The 21,491-nt window shown below is 66.5% G+C and carries 21 protein-coding genes; 13 read left to right on the forward strand and 8 right to left on the reverse strand.

Annotation, left to right across the window (positions count from 1 at the left end; genetic code table 11):
• Positions 1–72 precede the first annotated feature (72 nt).
• On the forward strand, positions 73–1,062 hold the full coding sequence (locus Q0L30_RS13170) for a D-glycerate dehydrogenase (protein ID WP_296655755.1): 990 nt from the start codon (positions 73–75) through the stop codon (positions 1,060–1,062).
• The gene (locus Q0L30_RS13175) at positions 1,059–2,594 is read left to right on the forward strand and encodes a DNA recombination protein RmuC (RefSeq protein ID WP_296655757.1); all 1,536 of its coding nucleotides are present in this window, start codon (positions 1,059–1,061) and stop codon (positions 2,592–2,594) included. Before Q0L30_RS13170 ends, Q0L30_RS13175 begins: the two co-directional genes overlap by 4 nt.
• 126 nt (positions 2,595–2,720) lie before the next feature.
• Here Q0L30_RS13175 and Q0L30_RS13180 read toward each other — a convergent pair whose 3' ends face one another.
• The 6 genes from Q0L30_RS13180 to Q0L30_RS13205 form a co-directional block, all read right to left on the reverse strand.
• Positions 2,721–3,227, reverse strand: a complete 507-nt coding sequence (locus tag Q0L30_RS13180; protein ID WP_296655759.1) for a GNAT family N-acetyltransferase — start codon at positions 3,225–3,227, stop codon at positions 2,721–2,723.
• Positions 3,227–3,502, reverse strand: a complete 276-nt coding sequence (locus Q0L30_RS13185) for a hypothetical protein (protein WP_296655762.1) — start codon at positions 3,500–3,502, stop codon at positions 3,227–3,229. The genes Q0L30_RS13180 and Q0L30_RS13185 overlap by 1 nt, the downstream gene beginning before the upstream one ends.
• A gap of 68 nt (positions 3,503–3,570) precedes the next feature.
• Positions 3,571–4,866 (reverse strand): gephyrin-like molybdotransferase Glp, encoded by a 1,296-nt coding sequence (gene glp, locus Q0L30_RS13190; protein WP_296655764.1) that lies wholly within the window; start codon positions 4,864–4,866, stop codon positions 3,571–3,573.
• A 102-nt stretch (positions 4,867–4,968) separates the two neighbouring features.
• Positions 4,969–5,601, reverse strand: coding sequence for a molybdenum cofactor guanylyltransferase MobA (mobA, locus tag Q0L30_RS13195; protein ID WP_296655767.1), 633 nt, complete (start codon positions 5,599–5,601; stop codon positions 4,969–4,971).
• Positions 5,602–5,608: 7 nt separating this feature from the next.
• Positions 5,609–6,721 (reverse strand): GTP 3',8-cyclase MoaA, encoded by a 1,113-nt coding sequence (moaA, locus tag Q0L30_RS13200; RefSeq protein ID WP_296655769.1) that lies wholly within the window; start codon positions 6,719–6,721, stop codon positions 5,609–5,611.
• A 171-nt stretch (positions 6,722–6,892) separates the two neighbouring features.
• Entirely contained in the window at positions 6,893–10,102 is a 3,210-nt protein-coding gene (locus Q0L30_RS13205) for an Rne/Rng family ribonuclease (RefSeq protein ID WP_296655771.1), read from the reverse strand.
• Positions 10,103–10,929: 827 nt separating this feature from the next.
• On the opposite strand from Q0L30_RS13205, the gene Q0L30_RS13210 reads away from it, so the two are divergent.
• From Q0L30_RS13210 to Q0L30_RS13225, 4 genes are read left to right on the forward strand one after another with little or no spacing between them, the layout of a single operon-like run.
• Entirely contained in the window at positions 10,930–11,982 is a 1,053-nt protein-coding gene (locus tag Q0L30_RS13210) for an RluA family pseudouridine synthase (protein ID WP_296655773.1), read from the forward strand.
• Positions 11,983–12,022: 40 nt separating this feature from the next.
• Positions 12,023–12,682, forward strand: a complete 660-nt coding sequence (locus Q0L30_RS13215; protein WP_296655775.1) for an HAD-IIIA family hydrolase — start codon at positions 12,023–12,025, stop codon at positions 12,680–12,682.
• A complete protein-coding gene (locus tag Q0L30_RS13220) occupies positions 12,661–13,071 on the forward strand; it encodes a Rieske 2Fe-2S domain-containing protein (protein WP_296655778.1) in 411 nt (136 codons plus the stop codon). The genes Q0L30_RS13215 and Q0L30_RS13220 overlap by 22 nt, the downstream gene beginning before the upstream one ends.
• Positions 13,072–13,086: 15 nt before the next feature.
• A complete protein-coding gene (locus tag Q0L30_RS13225) occupies positions 13,087–14,091 on the forward strand; it encodes a S49 family peptidase (RefSeq protein ID WP_296655780.1) in 1,005 nt (334 codons plus the stop codon).
• A 95-nt stretch (positions 14,092–14,186) separates the two neighbouring features.
• Here Q0L30_RS13225 and Q0L30_RS13230 read toward each other — a convergent pair whose 3' ends face one another.
• A complete protein-coding gene (locus Q0L30_RS13230; protein WP_296655784.1) occupies positions 14,187–14,906 on the reverse strand; it encodes an SAM-dependent methyltransferase in 720 nt (239 codons plus the stop codon).
• A complete protein-coding gene (locus Q0L30_RS13235; protein ID WP_296655787.1) occupies positions 14,903–15,538 on the reverse strand; it encodes a Maf-like protein in 636 nt (211 codons plus the stop codon). Before Q0L30_RS13235 ends, Q0L30_RS13230 begins: the two co-directional genes overlap by 4 nt.
• A gap of 387 nt (positions 15,539–15,925) precedes the next feature.
• Here Q0L30_RS13235 and Q0L30_RS13240 point away from each other — a divergent pair, with 387 nt between their 5' ends.
• The 7 genes from Q0L30_RS13240 (at position 15,926) to acpP (ending at position 21,367) form a co-directional block, all read left to right on the forward strand.
• Positions 15,926–16,573 (forward strand): DUF177 domain-containing protein, encoded by a 648-nt coding sequence (locus tag Q0L30_RS13240; protein ID WP_296655790.1) that lies wholly within the window; start codon positions 15,926–15,928, stop codon positions 16,571–16,573.
• Between the two features lie 121 nt (positions 16,574–16,694).
• Positions 16,695–16,874, forward strand: coding sequence for a 50S ribosomal protein L32 (rpmF, locus tag Q0L30_RS13245; RefSeq protein WP_018441573.1), 180 nt, complete (start codon positions 16,695–16,697; stop codon positions 16,872–16,874).
• A gap of 142 nt (positions 16,875–17,016) precedes the next feature.
• Positions 17,017–18,120 carry a phosphate acyltransferase PlsX gene (gene plsX / locus Q0L30_RS13250; protein WP_296655810.1) on the forward strand — a complete coding sequence of 368 codons (1,104 nt, stop codon included), beginning with the start codon at positions 17,017–17,019 and terminating at the stop codon, positions 18,118–18,120.
• Positions 18,120–19,109: a beta-ketoacyl-ACP synthase III gene (locus tag Q0L30_RS13255; protein ID WP_296655813.1), complete on the forward strand. Its 990-nt coding sequence runs from the start codon at positions 18,120–18,122 to the stop codon at positions 19,107–19,109. The genes plsX and Q0L30_RS13255 overlap by 1 nt, the downstream gene beginning before the upstream one ends.
• 113 nt (positions 19,110–19,222) lie before the next feature.
• Complete coding sequence (gene fabD / locus Q0L30_RS13260) at positions 19,223–20,170, forward strand: ACP S-malonyltransferase (RefSeq protein WP_296655816.1); 948 nt, start codon at positions 19,223–19,225, stop codon at positions 20,168–20,170.
• A gap of 41 nt (positions 20,171–20,211) precedes the next feature.
• Entirely contained in the window at positions 20,212–20,961 is a 750-nt protein-coding gene (gene fabG / locus Q0L30_RS13265) for a 3-oxoacyl-ACP reductase FabG (protein ID WP_293036785.1), read from the forward strand.
• A gap of 166 nt (positions 20,962–21,127) precedes the next feature.
• Positions 21,128–21,367: an acyl carrier protein gene (gene acpP / locus Q0L30_RS13270; protein WP_004197638.1), complete on the forward strand. Its 240-nt coding sequence runs from the start codon at positions 21,128–21,130 to the stop codon at positions 21,365–21,367.
• Positions 21,368–21,491 lie beyond the last annotated feature (124 nt).

Below are 21,491 nucleotides of genomic sequence, written 5' to 3' on the forward strand. Positions count from 1 at the left end.
CCGCAAGCGGTGCCCGACAATGACGCAACGCGGGCAACGCATGCGCAATCGAACCTGAAGTGGAGAGCAATGATGCAGAAGATCCTTGTGGCGCGGCCGATCTTTCCGGACGTGATCGAGCGGCTCAAGCAATATTTCGACGTCGACTGGAACAACGGCGACGCACTTCCCGCCGGTGAACTCGCGCGCCGTCTCGCCGACAAGGATGGCGCATTGACCGCGGGCGACCCGATCGGCGCCGCGGTGCTTGCCGCCGCGCCGAAGCTGCGCGTGGTCGCGAACATGGCCGTCGGCTACAACAACTTCGACATGGCCGCGTTCAATGCCGCGAACGTGCTCGGCACCAATACGCCCGACGTGCTCAACGAAACCACCGCCGATTTCGGCTGGGCGCTGATGATGGCCACGGCGCGCCGCATCACCGAATCGGAGCACTTCCTGCGCGCGGGCAAGTGGCAGAAATGGGCGTACGACATGATGCTCGGCGCGGACGTGTACGGCTCGACGCTCGGCATCGTCGGCATGGGCCGCATCGGCCAGGCGATCGCACGGCGCGCGAGGGGCTTCAACATGCGCGTGGTCTATCACAACCGTTCGCGCGTCGCGCCCGAAATCGAGGCGGAACTGAACGCCGAATACCGCACGAAAGAAGCGCTTTTGCGCGAAGCCGATCACGTCGTGCTCGTCTTGCCGTACACGGCGGACAATCACCACACGATCGGCGCGGCTGAATTCGCGCTGATGAAGCCCACCGCCACGCTCACCAACATCGCGCGCGGCGGCATCGTCGACGATGCGGCGCTGGCCGAGGCGCTGCGCGAGCGTCGCATCGCGGCTGCGGGCCTCGATGTATTCGAGGGCGAGCCGAGCGTGAATCCGGCGCTGCTGACCGTGCCCAATGTCGTGCTGACGCCGCACATCGCGAGCGCGAGCGAAGCGACGCGCCGCGCCATGGCGAACCTCGCCGCCGACAACCTCATCGCCGCGCTGGGCGCCGGTCCGCGCGCGGGCCAGCCGCCCAGTCCGATCAATCCCGCCGTGATGGGGAAAGCCCGTTCATGAGCCCGTTGTTCCTGATGTCCGCTGCGACGCTGCTGGTCGCTGTTGCACTCGTGGTGGCGCTCGTCGCGTTGCAGCGCGCGCGCAGCGGCGATGACGCCGACGCCGACGCGCTCCACCACGCGCTCGACGCCCTGAGCGACCGGCTCGCCGCATCGACCGACACGCAGGCGCGCGCAGCCGAGCGCATCGAGCGCGAACTGCGCAACGAGATCGCGCGCACCGCGCAGGCGTCGCGCAGCGAGTTCGGCGGCGGCTTCGCGCAGGTGCAGCAGGCGCTCGCGTCGCATCTCACGAGCATTGCGACGGTGCAGAACAGCCAGATCGACGGTTTTGCGCAGCAGCTCGTCAAGCTCACCGAGACCAATGCGCAGCAGCTCGAAGCCGTGCGCCAGAGCCTGCAGCAGCAGGCGCAGCAGGCGCGCGACGAGCAGGGCGCGGCGCTGCGCCACTTCGGCAACGTGCTCGCGCAGCAGCTCGCGCAGCTCACCGAGGCCAACGACCGTCGTTTCGCCGAAGTGCGCGCGACGCTCGAGCAGCGCTTGAAGGACATCGAGGCGAACAACGCCGCGAAGCTGGAGGAAATGCGCCGCACCGTCGACGAGAAACTGCACGCGACGCTCGAACAGCGCCTTGGCGAATCGTTCAAGCTCGTGTCCGATCGGCTCGAACAGGTGCATCGCGGGCTCGGCGAAATGCAGACGCTCGCGGCCGGCGTCGGCGACCTGAAGAAGGTGCTCACGAACGTAAAGACGCGCGGCACGTGGGGTGAAGTGCAGCTCGAAGCACTGCTCGAACAGGTGCTCACGCCCGATCAATATGCGAAGAATGTCGCGACGGTGCCGAAGAGCAGCGAGCGGGTCGAGTTCGCGATTCGCCTGCCGGGCCGCGGCGACGCGGGCGCGGGCGCTGGCGCGGGCGCTGGCGCGGGTGTGGCCAATGGGGCCGCGCCGGTGTGGCTGCCCATCGATGCGAAATTTCCGCGCGAGGACTACGAGCGCCTGATCGATGCGCAGGAGCGCGCCGACGTCGCGGCCATCGACGAGGCTGGCCGTGCGCTGGAGGCGCGCATCAAGGCGGAGGCGCGCACGATTGCCGAGAAGTACGTCGCGCCGCCGTACACGACCGATTTCGCGCTGCTGTTCCTGCCGACCGAAGGTCTCTACGCGGAAATCCTGCGCCGCCCGGGTCTCACCGATCTGTTGCAGCGCGACTTCCGCGTGACGGTGGCGGGGCCGACCACGCTGACGGCGCTGCTCAACAGCCTGCAGATGGGTTTTCGGACGTTGGCTATCGAGCGTCGTTCGAGCGAGGTGTGGCAGGTGCTGGGCGCGGTGAAGACCGAGTTCGGCAAGTTCGGCGACGTGCTCGCGAAGACCAAGACGCAGCTTGAGACGGTGGCGCGCTCGATCGAGGCAGCGGAGGTGCGCACGCGTGCGATGAACCGTAAGCTGCGCGACGTGGAGGCATTGCCGGGCGAAGAGGCGACGAACCTGCTCGGCGACGCGCTGCGCAACGGCGCTGGCGACGAGTAGTCGCGCAAGCTGCGCGAATGACGACTCAAGAGACGCAAGACTTAAGACTCAAACGTCAACGCAAAACGGGCCGCCTGCGAGGAAGCGCAGGCGGCCCGTTTTTTTTCTGCCAGTAGTGCCGCGCCGTCAACCGGCCTGGCTGGCGGCCTGTTCGACGGGTGCGGCGAGTTGTTCGAGCGCCTCGCCGGTCATGCGAACGACGCGCCAGTCGGGCAGCACGGTCGCGCCCATTTTTTCGTAGAAGCCGATGGCGGGCTGATTCCAGTCGAGCACGGTCCACTCGAAGCGGGCGCATTTCCGTTCGACGGCGATGGCCGCGAGTGCGCGCAGCATCGCGGTGCCGAGGCCCGTGCCGCGCTGCGACGGCTGGACGTAGAGGTCTTCGAGATAGAGCCCGCGGCGTCCGAGGAACGTCGAGTAGTTATGAAAGAAGAGCGCGTAGGCGACGATGCGCCCCGCGTCCTCGGCGACGAGCGCCTCAGCCGCAGGCCGGGCGCCAAAGAGCGCATCCGCGAGCGCGTCTTGAGTCGCGACGAACAGATGCGTGAGCTTTTCGAACTCGGCCAGCTCGTACATCAGCGCGTGGATCGCGCCGACGTCGGCAGGCGTGGCCGCGCGAATCGCAGCGGTCATTACGCTTCCTCCGGCACGTCGGAGAGCTGGATCTCGATGCCGCCGAAGCGCGACGCGACCCAGTTGTACGCGTGGCAGGCGATCCACAGCAGCACGAAGCCGAGAATCGCGTTGAGCAGCAGCGCGCTGAAAATCGTCGAGAGTTCGACCGAACCGTAACGGATGAACGCGACGAGCACGCCAAGCAGGACGATCGGCACGCTGAACGTCAGATAGACGAGGATCAGCGCCTTGGCCGTTTGCCCCGGAGCGATGAACGAGATTTGTTTTTTCATATGAGTCGGTCCGTATGACGTGGTGGACGTGTCGAATTTGACAATGGCTGGTAAGGGGGCGGCCCGTCTCAGACGAGTCCGTCGAAAAGCATGATGTCGACCGTGTCGCCGGCATCGAGACTGGCGGCTTCATGGGCGAGCACGATAAAGCAATTTGCCTCGCTCATGGTGCTCAATGCACCGGAACTCTGGGAGCCGGTCGGCGTGACGAGCCAGTGGCCCTCGTTATCGCGCACGGCGACGCCGCGCTGGAATTCGGTGCGCCCCGGACGTTTCTTGATCGGTATCTCGCAGCGGGCCGGGATCAGCGGCACGGGCTGCGGCGCCGCACCGGCCATGGCGAGGAGCGCCGGGCGCACGATCTGGTAGAAGGTGACCATCGTCGCAACCGGGTTGCCCGGCAAGCCGAAGAGGAGGGCCGGGTGCCCCGCGCCGGGCTGGCCGCCCGACCAGATGCGCCCGAAGGCGAGCGGACGGCCCGGGCGCATCGCCAGGCCCCAGAACTCGACGTCGCCGAGCGTCTGCAACTGCGTGCGTGTGAAGTCGGCATCGCCGACCGAGACGCCGCCCGAGGTCAGCACCACGTCTGCGCTTTGTGCCGCCGCTTTGAGCGTGGCCGCAAGCGCGGCCGGCTCGTCGCGCACCATGCCGAGATCGATTGCCTCGACGTCGAGACGCTTGAGCATCGCGCCGAGCGTGTAGCGGTTGCTGTCGTAGATGCAACCCGCATCGAGCGGGCTGCCTGGCGTGCGCAGTTCGTCGCCGGTCGAGAAGTACGCCACGCGCAGGCGCTGTTTCACGTCGACATCGACGATCCCGAGCGAGGCCAGCAAGCCGATGTCGGAGGCGCGCAGCACGCGGCCGGCGCGCAGCGCGGCGCGGCCCTTCGCAAGATCCTCGCCCTTGCGGCGGCGGTTCGCGCTGCGCGACACGGCATTCGCCGCGAACGTGACGCTGTCGCCTTCGCGCTGGGTGTTTTCCTGCGGCACGACCGTGTCGCAACCGGTGGGCATGGGCGCGCCGGTCATGATGCGCACGCAGGCGCCTGGCGGCATCTCGCCCGTAAACGGGTGCCCGGCGAAGGCCTTGCCTGCAATGTTCAATGTGAGCATGCCCGTTGCAGCAGCAAGCGCCGCGCCGTCGAATGCGTAGCCGTCCATCGCGGAGTTGTCGTGCGCGGGAACGTCGATCGGCGAGATCACGTCGTGGGCGAGCACGCGCGCAAGCGCGTCAGGCAGCGGCACCCGCTCGCTGGCCGTGATCGGCGTGACCCATTGCAGCACGATGGCCTGGGCGGCGCTGACGGGCAAGGCTTGGGGATCGTACTGGGTGACGCAACCGGACAGAGTGTTATGCGTGGTCATCGGGGGGAGCAGCGTCGCGTCCGCACCATGAGTGCGGCGATCGTCCTGTTGGGCATGCCGGAGAGTAATGGACGGCGACAGGAAGCAGGCCGGCCGCGTTCTTCAGGCACGGTCGAGGTCGGCGAGTTCCTGTAAGGAATTGATATTGTAAAACGCACGCTCGTCGGCAAAGTTCACTTCAATTGTCTTGTGGCGCGCGTACCACGCGCGCACCTTGCGTTCGCCCGCGCCCAGAAAGGCCGCGAGGTCGTCGGCGAGCGACGTGCGCACGAGCGCGAACACCGGATGCAGTGAGGTTTCGCCCGCGTTGTTGCCCGTAGCGTTCGTCGTGACGACGGTGGCGATGTCGGCGTCGTGCGCGAGCACGGCCGCGGCCAGGCGCGCAGCGAGATCGGCGGGCAGCCAGGGCGAGTCGCACGGCGCGGTTAGCAGCCATGGCGTTTTCGCTGCCTGAAGCCCGGCGAGGAGACCGGCGAGCGGGCCGGGAAAATCCGGCAATGTATCGGCGAGGACGGCGGCGTGCCACGGCGCGCCGAGCGCCGCGTACACGTCCTGATGCCGGTTTGCGCTGATGGCGAGCGCGCCAACCTGCGGCGCGAGACGCGCGAGCACGTGCGCCGCGAGCGGCTGGCCATGCAGCAGCTGCAGGCCCTTGTCGGCGCCGCCCATGCGTTGGCCGCGCCCGCCCGCGAGCACGAGACCCGTGATGACGGCGGCAGACAGAGCGGGAACCATCGATGCGTCAGCCACCGATGTAGGACATTTCGATGCGGTGCTCGTCGGAGACGGCCGGTGCGGCGTCGCTGCCGCGCAACTGCGAGTAGCGGTCGGCGCGGCCTGACCAGATCTGCGCAATGGCGGCCGAGATCGTCTCGTCGCTCGTGCCGTTGCGCACGAGTGCGCGCAGGTCGTAGCCCATCGAAGCGAACAGGCACAGATACACCTTGCCCTCGGTCGACAGGCGGGCGCGCGTGCAGTTGCCGCAGAACGCGCGCGTCACGCTCGAAATCACGCCGATTTCGCCCGCACCGTCGGCATAGCCCCAGCGCTGCGCGGTTTCGGCTGCGCTGTGCGCCTCGAGCGGCACGAGCGGGAAGTGTTCGGCAATGCGCGCGACGACCTCGGCGGACGGCATCACTTCGGCCATGTTCCAGCCGTTCGACGTGCCCACGTCCATGTATTCGATGAAGCGCAGCGTAACGCCCGAGCCGCGGAAGTGACGCGCCATCGGCACGATTTCGCCGTCGTTGGTGCCGCGCTTGACCACCATGTTGAGCTTCAGCGGCGCGAGCCCGACGGCGTGTGCGGCCTCGATGCCGTCGAGCACGTCCGCGACGGCGAAGTCGGCGTCGTTCATGCGGCGAAAGAGGGCGTCGTCGAGCGCGTCGAGGCTCACCGTGACGCGTGTGAGCCCTGCGTCGCGCAATGCGCGCGCCTTGCGCGCAAGGATCGAGCCGTTGGTGGTGAGCGTGAGATCGAGCGGCTCGCCTGTGGGCGTACGCAACGCAGCAAGACGTTCAATCAGGAATTCGATGTTCTTGCGCAGCAGCGGCTCGCCGCCGGTCAGGCGGATCTTCGTGACGCCTTGCGCGACGAAAAGCCGCGCGAGTCGTTCGATTTCTTCGAGCGTGAGAAGCGCGTCGTGCGGCAGGAATTGATAGTTCTTGTCGAAAACCGCACGCGGCATGCAGTAGACGCAACGGAAATTGCAGCGGTCCGTGACCGAGATGCGCAGATCCTTCAACGGACGTGCGAGCGTGTCGAGCACCTCGCCAGAGGGCGTGCGCAGACTGTCGCCAGCCGTCAGGGGCGGCAGCGAGCGAGCATCGGCAACGGGGATGATGCGTCGGGGCATGATGGTTTCGTTCAGATGTTGTAAAGATTCTAGCCGAACCTCTGCCCGGCCACCGACAAGGGAGAACGCTGATATATCAAAAAAAAGCCCGCCGTGGCGGGCGGGCTTGCTTACGCGTATCGACGCGGAGACGGCGGGCGCGATGCCCGGCGTCTCCCGTCTAAACGGGCCTTACTGCGCCTCGTGATGCGTTTCGACCTGCTGCATCGGCGTCGTATCGGCCGGCGGCAGCGCCTTGCGCTCGCGCGGCACGCGTGCGGGCTTCACCACCTGAGCGGCGGCCGCCTGGGCGTCGCGCAGCTTCTCGGTGTTGGTGTTGACCCAGACGAGACCGGCGGAGGCCAGCATCGGCTCCAGTGCCTCGGACGACAGCGTGCTTGCGGCAGCAGGGCGGGCGACGGCTTGCGTCACGGGCTCTGCGGCAGCGGCGGGCGCTGCGGGAGCTTCGGCGCGTGCTTCGGGCTCGACCGGCTGCGGCGCCGGTTCTGCCGTGGCGGCCGACTGCTCGGCGACCGGGGCTTCCACGTGGTGCTCGCGAGCGGCCGGTTCGACCGGAGCCGGTTCAGCGGCGGGGGCTTCGGCCAGGGGCGCTTCTGCAGTCGCTGCAGCTTCTGCGACCGGAGCGGCGACCTCGGCTGCTGCCGGAGCGGCCTGTTCGACCGGCGCGGCAACGTGCGCTTCGTGCGCTTCGATCTTCGCCTCGACGAAGTGCGCGGCTTCCGGCAACGGCGTCACGACGACCGTTTCGGCGACGACTTCGTGCACGGTCACGTTCGACGACGGCGCTTCGGCCTCGACTTCAGGCTGCGCGACGACCGGCGCCGCAACGGGGGCCACAACCGGCGCTTCAACCGGAGCGACGTCGACGGGCTGCACGGGCGCCGATTCCTCGACGTCCGCGCCGCGTTCCTGCGCGCCCTCGGCCGTCAGGCCTGCGGTGCCTTCTTCACGCTCGCGACGACCGCCACGGCGGCCGCGGCGGCGGCGGCGGCGTTCCTCGCCGTCACGCGATGCGCCTGCATCCTCGTCGGTGGCGCCGGGTGCGAGGCCTTCGCTCTGCACGGCGCCAGCGGCTTCGCTGGCGGCCGCGTCGAGACGCGTTTCCTGGGCTTCGGCAGCCGCCGCTTGCTGCGGACGGCGGCGCTCACCGCGTTCGCCACGCTCACCGCGTTCACGGCGCTCGCCGCGCGGCGCGTCGGCTTCCGCCGTCTCGCTGCGGTCCTGACCGCGTTCTACGCGTTCGATGCGCTGCTCGCGCGGTTCGCGTGCCTCACGGCCTTCGCGGCCCTGGCGACCTTCACGCCCTTCGCGCGGCTCGCGTGCCTCGCGGCCTTCACGCGGCTCGCGCGCCTCACGGGGTTCGCGACCTTCACGCGGTTCGCGACCCTCACGCGGTTCACGGCCTTCACGCGGCTCACGACCCTCGCGCGATTCACGCGGCTCACGCTCTTCGCGGCGCGACGACGGCTGGCCGCCGCGTGCACCGCCGGCGCCTTCGCCGCGGCCTGTTCCATCACGGCCGCCGGGGCGGCGGTTGCGGTTACGGTCACCCGTTTTTTCGCCGCGCTCGGTGCGCTCGCCGCGGGCCGGACGGGCAGTCTTGTCCTGCTGCTCGGTCGCGACCGGTGCGGGGGCCGCAGCCGGTGCGCCGCCGAAGAGGCGCTTGAGCCAGCCGAAGAAACCGCCGCCGGCTGCCGCCGTGGCAGCCTGTGCAGCCGCCGGTGCGGCCTCGGCGGCCTTCGCCGCCGAAGTCGGGGCCGGACGCTCCGGCGTAATGCCCTTGACCGCGGCTTCCTGCTTCGGCTTGGTCTCGGCGGTGCGCTTGCTGTAGCCGGTTTCCGATTCGAGTTCGCGAGCCGCTTCCTCGGCCATCTTCCAGGACGCGCGCGGGTCGTCGAGGCGTGCATCGTCGTGACGCAGGCGCTCGAGCTTGTAGTGCGGCGTTTCGAGATGCTTGTTCGGGATCAGAACGACGGCAACCTTGAAGCGCGACTCGATCTTGTTGATCTCCGAGCGCTTCTCGTTGAGCAGGAAGGCGGTCACTTCGACCGGCACCTGGCAGTGGATCGCCGCGGTGTTTTCCTTCATCGCCTCTTCCTGGATGATGCGCAGGACCTGAAGCGCCGACGATTCCGTATCGCGGATATGGCCCGTGCCGTTACAGCGCGGGCAGGTGACGTGGCTGCCTTCCGAGAGGGCGGGGCGCAGACGCTGGCGCGACAGCTCCATCAGGCCGAAGCGCGAGATCTTGCCCATCTGCACGCGCGCACGGTCGTGGCGCAGTGCGTCTTTCAGGCGCTGCTCGACTTCGCGCTGGCTCTTGGACGACTCCATGTCGATGAAGTCGATCACGATCAGGCCGCCCAGGTCGCGCAGACGCAACTGGCGCGCGACTTCGTCGGCTGCTTCGAGGTTGGTGCGTGCGGCGGTTTCCTCGATATCGGCGCCCTTGGTGGCGCGCGCCGAGTTCACGTCGATGGCGACGAGCGCCTCGGTGTGGTCGATCACGATCGCGCCGCCCGAGGGCAGCGGCACCGTGCGCGAGTACGCCGTCTCGATCTGGTGCTCGATCTGGAAACGCGAGAAGAGCGGGACGTCGTCGTGGTAGCGCTTCACCTTGTTGACGTTGTCCGGCATCACGATATCCATGAAGGCGCGGGCCTGGTCATAGATCTCGGTGGTGTCGATGAGGATTTCGCCGATATCGGGCTGGAAATAGTCGCGGATCGCGCGGATCACGAGGCTCGATTCGAGGTAAATCAGCATCGGCTGGCCGCTCTGGCCGGCCTGCGACGCGGCTTCGATCGCGCGCCACAGCTGCATCAGGTAATTCAGGTCCCACTGGAGCTCTTCAGCCGAACGGCCGATGCCGGCCGTGCGGGCGATGATGCTCATGCCGTCGGGCAGTTGCAGCTGCGCCATGGTTTCGCGCAGTTCCTGACGGTCGTCGCCCTCGATGCGGCGCGACACGCCGCCGCCGCGCGGGTTGTTCGGCATCAGCACGAGGTAGCGGCCCGCGAGCGAGATGAACGTGGTGAGCGCCGCGCCCTTGTTGCCGCGCTCTTCCTTCTCGACCTGGACGATCAGTTCCTGACCTTCCCTGAGGGCGTCCTGGATGCGCGCGGAGCGCATGTCGACGCCTTCGCGGAAGTACTGGCGGGCGACTTCCTTGAACGGCAGAAAGCCGTGGCGGTCTTCGCCGTAGTTCACGAAACACGCTTCGAGCGACGGCTCGATGCGGGTGACGATCCCCTTGTAGATATTGCCTTTGCGCTGTTCGCGCCCGGCGGTTTCGATGTCGATGTCGATCAGCTTCTGACCATCGACGATGGCGACGCGCAGTTCTTCCTGCTGCGTCGCGTTGAACAGCATTCGTTTCATTGAACGGCTCCAGAGCGGCTTCGCGCGCGGCCCGCGCCGGCGCCAGGAACGAAACCTGGCGGCACAGGACGGGCAGCGGCATGCCGCGCTTTATTGTGTTTTCACAAGCACGCTGGAGCAGGAACGATGGCGGGGAGAATTGCCTTCAGGGCGCCCGGCCAGGCGGTGCGCAGCATACGGCTGCGCCACCCTGGACGGGCCGCGGGGCACATGCGAATACGGCTTCAACAAGCGGCGTGACTTGCCGCGGGAGCGCGACGGCGCGTTGTTCCAGAGCTTCCGGTCTGCCCGCCGGGTGCGCGATGCAAGGCGTGCGCACACACAAAAAGCGATGCAGCCCTGCCGCAGCGGCGAACCGCGCGCGCTGCCGGCAGATTCAGGTTCGCGGCCCATGCCGCAAACGGGAAGCATTCAAGGAACGCCCGTCTTCCCCCTCGGGGTGTCTCGCCACCTTTTGACGTCGCCTTGTCCCGCACGTTGCCGGGATGCTTCAGGCGCTCGCCGTATTTCGCCACCGGCGCGTCCTCTCGCCGGTCACTTCGACCGCGCGGCGGGACTCGCCGGATGAATTCTTTATACCAACCTTCCGTTACCGTCGGAAACCGCTACTGACCGAACGTGCCTGTGGGCGCCGTCCCTGCCGCTGCGGTTTTCCGTGCGTGCAACTCGTTGCTTCTCATCATACGGGGTGAGCAACCAGCCCCGGGCGCAAGTAAAATATCGGTTTATCGCTTGCTGCCTGCGCCGGCAGCGCGGTTCGAGAACCTGACGGAACTTGTAGCCGTTCGGTCGACCGTCGCGTGGGCGCTGGGCAAATTATATTCAGAATGAAAGGGTTAGGCAAAACATCCCAGAATCAGGTCGCAGGCGACCAGGTTTCGTTCGTCGAGATCGACGAGGGCGCGGCCGGTCAGCGCATCGACAATTTCCTCCTGCGCATCTGCAAAGGCGTGCCGAAAAGCCATATCTACCGGATTCTGCGCAGCGGCGAAGTCCGTGTGAACAAGGGGCGGATCGACGCGCAGTACCGGCTTGCCGAAGGCGACGTCGTGCGCGTGCCGCCCGTGCGTACGGCGCAGTCCGGCGCGGTTGCCAGTGCGGCGCCGGTGCCTGCCGCACAGTTCCCGGTGCTCTATGAGGACGAGGCGCTGCTCGTGATCGACAAGCCCGCGGGCGTCGCCGTCCACGGCGGCAGCGGCGTGGCGTTCGGCGTGATCGAGCAGTTGCGCGAGGCGCGCCCGCAAGGCCGGTTCCTCGAACTCGTGCACCGGCTCGATCGCGAGACCTCCGGCATTCTCATGCTGGCCAAGAAGCGCGCGGCGCTGGTCGGCCTGCACGAGCAGATCCGCGAAAATGCGATGGACAAGCGCTATTACGCGTGCGTCCACGGCGACTGGGCGAGCGACTGGGGCCGCCGTCGCGCGGTGAAGGAGCCGCTTCACAAGTATCTGACCCCGGAAGGCGAGCGCCGCGTGCGCGTGCAGCCCGACGGCCTGCAGTCGCATACGGTCTTCAACCTCGTCGAGCGCTGGCCCGCCTACGCGCTCCTCGAAGCCGAGCTGAAAACGGGGCGCACCCACCAGATCCGCGTTCACCTCGCGCACCTCGGGCTGCCGATCGTCGGCGACGCCAAGTACGGCGACTTCGCGCTCAACAAGGCGCTTGCCCGGCAGGGCGCGAATCCGGGGATCAAACGCATGTTCCTGCACGCGTACCGGCTGAAGATTACGCACCCGGTCACGGGCGAGACGCTCCAGTTCGAGGCGCCGCTGCCGCCCGAATGCCGCCGCTTCGTCGACGAACTGCGCGCGCAGCGCGATGGCGCGCACGGCCAGGAAAGCCCGCAAGGCGCGGTCAGGCCCGCCGCACGACAGGACTAGAAGCACGATTGGATCGCCACCGTTTTTGGAGAAGGACCGCATGGCCCGAGAGCAATTTGACCTGATCGTGTTCGACTGGGACGGCACGCTAATGGATTCGACCGCCCACATCACACGTAGCATTCAGGCTGCCTGCCGCGATCTCGGCCTGCCCGTTCCCGGCGACGAGGCCGCGAACTACGTGATCGGCCTCGGTTTGCGCGAGGCGCTGCAAATCGCCGTGCCGACGCTCGATCCGGCCGACTATCCGCTGCTCGTCGAGCGCTATCGCGTCCATTTCCTGACCCGCGAGCAGACGACCGAACTCTTCGTCGGCGTGCGCGAGATGCTGGCCGAGCTGCGCGAGCGTGGCTACCTGCTGGCCGTTGCGACCGGCAAGAGCCGCGTCGGCCTGAACCGCGCGCTCGATGAGGCACGCCTGACGAGTGTCTTCGACGGCACGCGCTGCGCGGACGAAACCTTCTCGAAGCCGCACCCGGCGATGCTCCACGAACTGACGCGCGAACTGGGGCAGGATGCCGGCCGCACGGTCATGATCGGGGACACGACGCACGACCTGCAGATGGCCATCAACGCGGGCGTGGCCGCTGTCGGCGTGGGCTACGGCGCGCATCCGGCGAATTCGCTCGAGGCGCTTGCGCCGCGTTACGTCGCGCCGGACGTCGCGTCGCTTGCTGCATGGCTGAGGGCATACGCGTGAGCGAACCGGCCATCGATCCTGTGCGCGTCTGCGCGGCGGAGGAACTGCTCGAAGGCGGCATGGGGCTGCGCCTGAACGCAACCTCGGCGGGCGGCGACGCCGTGGTGTTCTTCGTGCGCTACGGCGGCGAGGTCTACGGCTATCTGAACCGCTGTGCCCACGTCCCCATGGAGCTCGACTGGGTCGAGGGCCAGTTCTTCGAATCCTCCGGTCTATACTTGATGTGCGCGACGCACGGCGCGATCTACCAGCCCGATACCGGCAAATGCGTTGGCGGACCGTGCCGCGGGGGGAGTCTGCGACGGGTACGCGTCGAAGAACGCGATACGCCTGATGGACGAGCGGTATTCTGGCTCCCCGACAACGATCTGCGTCCGCATCAACCCTGATAATTCACCGCACGCATGTCCGATAATCCGACCCCTGAACCGAACGAGCCGGTTCGTCCCTCTTCGGCGGACCGCAATGCGCCCGCCCCCGGCTGGGAGCGCGAGGTGCTCGAGCGGATCGCGCTCGCCGCCATCGAAGAACAGCGCGCCGCCCGCCGCTGGAAGATCTTTTTCCGCTTCGCGTTTCTGGGGGGGCTGTTGGCGATCGCCTGGGGTGTGCTGAGTCTGTCCGGCACGCGTGTCGAAACCGGCACGCGCCATACGGCGCTCGTGTCGCTTGACGGCGAAATCTCGTCAGATACGAACGCGAACGCAGAGGATATCGGCAACGCGCTCAACGAGGCATTCGACGACGACGGCACGGCCGGTGTCATTCTGCGCATCGACAGCCCGGGCGGAAGTCCCGTCCAGGCGAGCATCATCAACGAACAGATCCGGCGTCTGCGCGCGAAGCACCCGGCCATTCCGCTCTACGTCGTGGTGGGCGACATGTGCGCTTCGGGCGGCTATTACGTCGCCGCCGCCGCCGACAAGATCTACGTGAACAAGGCCAGCATCGTCGGCTCGATCGGCGTGCTGATGGACGGCTTCGGCTTCACCGGGTTGATGGACAAGCTCGGCGTTCAGCGCCGCCTGCGCAAGTCGGGTGAGAACAAGGGCTTTTACGATCCGTTCTCGCCGGATACGCCGAAGATGGACGCGCATGCACAGGTCATGCTCGACCAGATCCACCAGCAGTTCATCGACGCCGTGAAGGCCGGCCGCGGCAAACGTCTGCACGACTCGCCGGACATCTTCTCGGGGCTCTTCTGGACCGGCGAGAAGAGCGTCGAGCTGGGTCTGGCGGACGGCTTCGGCGACACCGACTACGTCGCGCGCGAAGTCATCAAGGCACCCGATATCGTCGACTACACCGTCAAGCAGAGCCTGACAGACCGGCTCGCCAAGCGCTTCGGCGCGGCCGTGGGTACCGCGGCGGTGCATGCGCTGATTGCCGGCGGGAACATGGTCGTGCGCTGACCCTCGCGCTGAACTTCGGCGGTACCCCACGAACGACCGCTCACGCGCCGCGCGAGCGGTCGTTGTCGTTTCAGGGCCCGATCTCAGCGGGCCAATCAGACGCCGAGCAGCAGGAAGATGGCCGGACGTTTGTGCAGATCGGGCGCGGGCCGTTTCTTCCAGTCGGCGACCGTGCGGCTCACGATGGTCTCCGTCGGCAGCGTGAGGTCGGCGGCGACGCAGACGAGCGTCGACGGCGCGCAGCCCGCGAGCAGCGCGTCGAGCATCGTGCGATTGCGGTACGGCGTTTCGATGAAGATCTGCGTCTGCTTCGCCTTGCGCGAGTGCTGTTCCAGCTCGCGCAGCTTCTTCGCACGCTCGTTGGCGTCGACGGGCAGATAGCCGTGGAACGCAAAGCTTTGTCCGTTCAGGCCCGAAGCCATCAGCGCGAGCAGGATCGAACTCGGCCCGACGAGCGGCACGACCTTGATGCCCTGCTCGTGCGCGCGCCGCACGAGCAGGGCGCCCGGGTCGGCCACGGCGGGCACGCCCGCCTCCGAAACCAGGCCGGTATCGATCCCGGCGCGAAGCGGCGCGAGCAGCTTGTCGATTTCTCCGGGCGGCGTATTGACGTTCAGTTCGCGGATCTCGATTTCCTGGATCGGCCGCGTCGTGCCGACACGCTTCAGAAACGCACGCGTCGTCTTCGCGTTTTCACCGATATAGCTCGCGAGTGTGCCCGCGCGCTCGCGCACCGGCGCGGGCAGAACCGCCGCGAGTGCGGCTTCGTCGCCGTCGCCGAGCGTGTTCGGAATCAGGTAGAGCGTGCCGGTCATTGCACCTCCAGCAACGGGTAGCCCGCGGCGAGCAGCATGCGCGTGAGCGCGATCAGCGGCAGGCCGATGAGCGCGGTGGGGTCGTCCGATTCGATCGCTTCGAGCAGGGCGATGCCGAGCCCTTCGGATTTCGCGCTGCCCGCGCAGTCATAGGGCTCTTCGGCGCGCAGATAGGCGTCGAGCGCGGCGTCGGGCAGATCGCGAAAGCGGACCCGGGTCACGATGTCGACGGTATCCGTTTGGCCAGTAGCGGTGTCGAGCAGACTGAGCGCACTATGGAACAGCACTTCGCGGCCGCGCATCGATCGCAGTTGCACGAGCGCGCGCTCGTGCGTGCCGGGCTTGCCGATCTGCTTGCCGTCGAACGTCGCGACCTGATCGGAGCCGATCACGAGCGCGCGGCCCGTGGTCGCGGGCAGGGCGGCGGCCACGGCGCGCGCCTTGGCGGCGGCGAGGCGCAGGGCGGTGGCTTCGGGCGTTTCGCCGTCGAGCGGCGTTTCGTCGACGGCGGGCACGGCGGTCTGGAACGGAATCCGCAGCCGTTCCAGCAGCTCGCGGCGATAGCGCGACGTAGAGGCCAGAATCAGAGCGGGCCGGCTCGTGGCCGGGTTGGGGAGCGAGGAATCCTGCATGGTCGATCGGTTAGAGAAAACGGGGCGGGACGCCGGAAATGCGAGGCTGCACAGGCACTTGCATGCGTGATCTTAAGTGTTTGACTCGTAAAGACAATAGCGATATGATTTTGGGCTTTTCATCGGTGCGCTCATTTCGCGCGCGTTTTTTTACGCTGTCTGTGGATGTTCGCCAGCACGGCATTCAACAAACATCGCGGAAAACGAGGCGTTGGAACATGCTTCGCCGGAGCTGGCAGATCCGATCGGCGGGTCTGTCTGGGTTGTCCGGGGAGTGTCCGGTTCGACGTGAGCAGGCCGTCTGAACGCATCGAAGCCGCTTTCCGGGGCCGCCAGTTACCTTTAGCGGTAAGTGACGACACGGGAGCACGGATAGCAGGAGCGCACATGACCGAGCCAACGGGTAAGCCTGCGGGCGCCATCGATTCGCTGAATCCGCGCGATCTCGATATTTTCGAATTTGCGCGTAGTGCTCGCGAGGCTGCGGGGGCAGTGCGTCTTTCGCAACTGCCGCGCATGTTAAACGAAGTGGCAGCCGACGCGCCAGATCGCGATACCGCGTTCACCTGGCAGGCGGCGGGCTTCACGCAAACGGAGCTGCAGGACGACGGCACCGAGGGGCCGCAGCCGTATTTGCGGCTCGCGCTTCACGGTAGCGCGTGGCTCACGTGTCAGCGTTGCCTTGCTCCCTGCGAGCAGGCGTTCAACGCAGACCCGGTCTTCCGTATCGTCCAGACGGAAGAAGAGGCGGAGGAGTTTCCGCTCGACGACGATGAAGCCGAAGTGATCGTAGGCTCGCGCCATTTCGATCTCGTCGACTTGATCGAAGAGGAGCTGTTGCTCTCGCTGCCGCTCGTGCCGAAGCACGATGTTTGTCCGGAGATCCACGAAAGTCTCGCCTCGGGTGCCGATGGCGCGGACGGCGTGGATTCCGTGGACGACGTACCGGAGCAGGAAATCGAGGCGGAAGAGCGCGTCAATCCGTTTGCGGCGCTCGAATCGCTCAAGAAGGACGGTCCCGGCAGCGGACACTAAAGCGGCTGCAGGTGGCGTGCAGTACTAGATTCGTGGGCCTCGCCCCGGAGTCGGGCTATCCCCAGGGTGGCGGCGGCCGGATCGGGCTGTGTTAGAATTCGGAAAATTTTCAGGAGTTATCATGGCAGTTCAACAAAACAAGAAGTCGCCGTCGAAGCGCGGCATGCACCGCTCGCACGATTTCCTCACGGGCGCTCCGCTGGCTGTCGAGCCGAGCACGGGTGAAGTGCACCTGCGCCACCACATCAGCCCGAACGGCTACTACCGCGGCAAGAAAGTCGTCAAGACCAAGAACGACTAATCGTTCCATTGTGCGGCGCCGGTTGGGTAACCAGCCACGAAGTGCTGCGCATGGCGATCCCGTTCGCTTGACAATTTTTCGGCTTGGCAAAAAAGGCGGCATTCACCTGCCGCTTTTTTGTGCCTGAAATCCGTCGCATTCCATGACTGTTACGCTCACGATAGATTGCATGGGAGGCGACAACGGTCCGTCCGTGACCGTGCCTGCCGCAGTCAATTTCGTTCGCTTGTATCCCGACGCGCATCTTCTGCTCGTCGGCATCGAAACGGCTATCCGCGCCCAGCTGAAAAAGCTGAAGGCGCTGGATAATCCCGCGTTCACCATCGTCCCTGCCACCGAGATCGTCGAAATGGACGATCCGGTCGAGGTCGCGCTGCGCAAGAAGAAAGATTCGTCGATGCGCGTCGCGCTCAATCGCGTGAAAGAAGGCGAGGCCCAGGCGTGCGTGTCGGCTGGCAACACCGGCGCGCTGATGGCCGTGTCGCGCTACGTGCTCAAGACGCTGCCAGGTATCGAACGCCCGGCCATCGCTTCTGCATTGCCGAATCCCGCCGGCTACACGACCGTGCTCGACCTCGGCGCCAACGTCGACTGCGAACCGCATCATCTGCTCCAGTTCGCCGAGATGGGCCACGCGCTCGTCGCCGCGCTCGAAGGCAAGGAGCGCCCAACCATCGGGCTCCTGAATATCGGCGAAGAAGTCATCAAGGGCAACGACACCATCAAGCGCGCGGGCGAACTGCTGCGCGCGAGTACGCTGAATTTCCGCGGCAATGTGGAAGGCAACGACATTTACAAGGGCACCGTCGACGTGATCGTATGCGACGGTTTCGTTGGAAATGTCGCGCTGAAGACGTCCGAGGGCCTCGCGCAGATGTTCAACGGCATGATCAAGGAAGAGTTCGGCCGCTCGTGGCTCACGAAGCTGATGGCGCTGCCCGCGATGCCCGTGCTGATGCGCTTCAAGAAGCGCGTCGACCATCGCCGGTACAACGGCGCGGCGCTGCTCGGCCTCAAGGCGCTCGTCATCAAGAGCCACGGTTCCGCGGATGCCTACGCGTTTGAGTGGGCGATCAAACGCGGGTATGATGCCGTCAAAAATGGCGTGCTGGAGCGCCTCGTGCGCGCTATGGACGAGAACGCCGGTTCACTCGAACGCGCTGCCGGCGAATCCGGCAGCAGGCAGTCCGGCGGGCCGCTCGCAGGCGAGACGCCGCCCGGCACCGCATCTTCCTCGAAGGCATAATGGTTCAATCGACTCTATATTCCCGCGTGCTTGGCACGGGCAGCTTCCTTCCGCCTGAGCGCGTCACCAACCAGGAACTGGCTGAACGTCTCGCTGCGAAGGGCGTCGAGACGAGTGACGAATGGATCGTCGCCCGCACGGGCATCCATGCGCGCCACTTCGCCGCGCCCGACGTCACCACGAGCGATCTCGCGCTCGCCGCATCGCAGCGCGCCATTGCCGCGGCCGACGTCGATCCGCAATCGATCGACCTGATCATCGTCGCGACCTCCACGCCCGATTTCGTGTTTCCGAGCACGGCCTGCCTGCTGCAGAACAAGCTCGGCATCCGCAATCACGGCGCGGCGTTCGACGTCCAGGCCGTATGCGCGGGCTTCGCGTACGCCGTTTCGATCGCGGACAGCCTGATTCGCACCGGCCAGCACCGCACGGCGCTCATCGTCGGCGCGGAAACCTTCTCGCGCATTCTCGATTTCAACGATCGCACGACCTGCGTGCTGTTCGGCGACGGCGCGGGCGCGGTCGTGTTGCAGGCGTCCCAGGAACCGGGCGTACTGTCGAGCGCGCTTCACGCCGACGGCAGCTACGCGCACATCCTCTGCACGCCGGGTAACGTTCACGGCGGCGTGATCGCGGGCAACGCGTTCCTGCACATGGACGGCCAGGCCGTCTTCAAGCTCGCTGTGAACGTGCTGGAAAAGGTCGCGAACGAGGCGCTGGAAAAGGCGCAACTCAAGCCCGAGCAGATCGACTGGCTGATTCCGCACCAGGCGAACATCCGCATCATGCAGGGCACCTGCCGCAAGCTCGGCCTCCCCGCCGAGCGCATGGTGGTCACGGTGGGCGAGCACGGCAACACGTCGGCAGCCTCCATCCCGCTCGCACTCGATGTCGCGGTGCGCGACGGCCGCATCAAGCGCGGCCAGAACGTCCTGATCGAAGGCGTAGGCGGCGGTTTCACCTGGGGCGCTTCCGTCATCCGCTATTGATTTCGACCGGGCGCGCGGCGCCACGCTTTCCGGCTGACGCGCGCGCCGCTTGCTGTGGCGCGCGGCTTGCCGCAGCGCGCCGCCCGTCTGCATGAACAGAATTTGGGGACGTTATGAAATTCGCTTTCGTTTTTCCGGGCCAGGGCTCGCAGGCCGTGGGCATGCTCGACGCCTTCGCCGATAGCGCCATCGTGCGCGAAACGCTGCAGGAAGCCTCCGACGCGCTCAATCAGGACCTCGGCAAGCTGATCGCCGAAGGTCCCGCCGACGAGCTGAACCTCACGACCAACACGCAGCCGGTCATGCTGACCGCGGCCTACGCGGTCTATCGCGCGTGGCAGCAGGCGGGCGGCGCTGCGCCCGCGATCGTCGCCGGCCACAGCCTCGGCGAATACACGGCGCTCGTCGCCGCCGGCGTGCTGGCGTTCCGCGACGCGGTGCCGCTCGTGCGTTTTCGTGCGCAGGCGATGCAAAGCGCGGTGCCGGTGGGCGAGGGCGGCATGGCTGCCGTGCTCGGTCTCGATGACGACACCGTGCGCGCGGTTTGCGCCGAAGCCTCCGCGGCCGTGGGCAACCCCGGCGGCGTGGTCGAAGCGGTCAATTTCAACGCGCCGTCGCAAGTCGTGATCGCGGGCCACAAGGCCGCGGTCGAAAAGGCCTGCGAAGTCGCCAAGGCGAAGGGCGCGAAGCGCGCGCTGCCGCTGCCGGTTTCGGCGCCGTTTCACTCGTCGCTGCTCAAGCCCGCGTCGGATCAGCTGCGCGAGTATCTCGCGAACGTGAAACTCTCCGCGCCGCAGATTCCGGTCGTGAACAACGTCGACGTGGCGTTCGCCACCGATCCCGCCGCGATCCGCGACGCCCTCGTGCGCCAGGCCGCGGGCCCGGTGCGCTGGGTCGAATGCGTGCAGGCGATTGCCGCGCAAGGCGTGACGCACGTGATCGAGTGCGGTCCGGGCAAGGTGCTGGCAGGCCTCACGAAGCGCATCGACGGCAACCTCGTGGGCGCTTCGGTGGCAGACCCGAAGTCGCTCGAAGAAGCGCTCAAGCTCGTGGCCGCGTAAGCGGCGACCCGAGTTACATCCGCAACGGATTCGACAGATACATGGACAAGACTCTCGATAATCAAGCCGCCATCGTGACCGGCGCCTCGCGCGGCATTGGCCGGGCGATCGCGCTCGAACTGGCGCGCCAGGGCGCGACGGTGATCGGCACCGCGACGAGCGAATCGGGCGCGCAGGCGATCACGGCAGCGTTCGCAGAAGCGGGCCTGAAGGGCCGCGGCGCGGTGCTGAACGTCAACGACGCGGCAGCAGCCGAAGCGCTGATCGACGCGACCGTGAAGGAATTCGGCGGTCTCGCGATTCTCGTGAACAACGCGGGCATCACGCAGGACAACCTCGCGATGCGCATGAAGGACGACGAGTGGGACGCGGTCATCGACACGAACCTGAAGTCGGTGTTCCGTCTTTCCCGCGCCGTGCTGCGCCCGATGATGAAGGCGCGCACGGGCCGCATCATCAACATCACGTCGGTGGTGGGTGCGTCGGGCAATCCCGGCCAGGCGAACTACGCGGCCGCCAAAGCCGGCGTCGCGGGCCTGACCCGTGCGCTCGCGCGCGAGATCGGCAGCCGCGGCATCACGGTGAACTGTGTCGCGCCGGGCTTCATCGACACCGATATGACGAAGGACCTGCCCGCCGAACAGCAGGCAGCACTGAAGCAGCAGATTCCGCTTGGCCGTCTCGGCAGCCCGGACGACATCGCTCACGCGGTGGCGTTCCTCGCATCGCCGCAGGCGGGGTACATCACCGGCACGACGTTGCACGTGAACGGCGGCATGTACATGTCGTAACCAGATTCGGGTACTATCCGCGCCGCGATGCGTTTGCTTCAGTCGTTTTCAAACGCCGTTGCGGATAGCCCATCCGGAACCTTGAGCGCCGCTTTTCTGCCAGGTCAAACCTGCTAAAATGCGCGCACTCGCATTCATGAACTAACTTTTTTCCCTTGGAGGGGTAATGGACAACATCGAACAGCGCGTGAAGAAGATCGTCGCCGAACAACTGGGCGTCGCCGAAGCCGAAATCAAGAACGAAGCATCGTTCGTGAACGATCTGGGCGCCGACTCGCTCGACACCGTCGAACTCGTGATGGCTCTGGAAGACGAATTCGGCATGGAAATCCCGGATGAGGAAGCCGAGAAGATCACGACGGTTCAGCAAGCCATCGACTACGCTCGCGCGAACGTCAAGGCCTAAGGGCATTCAGACGCGATTTGTCCGCGGTTGCGCATTTGTGCGTAACAGGGGCCTGCGCCGCCATGGCGCGCGCGGCCCAACAGGACTCTCGTCAGTGAACCCGCACACGCCCGCACCCGCTGCC

The organism is Paraburkholderia sp. (assembly GCF_024281035.1).
Classification (GTDB): Bacteria; Pseudomonadota; Gammaproteobacteria; order Burkholderiales; family Burkholderiaceae; genus Paraburkholderia.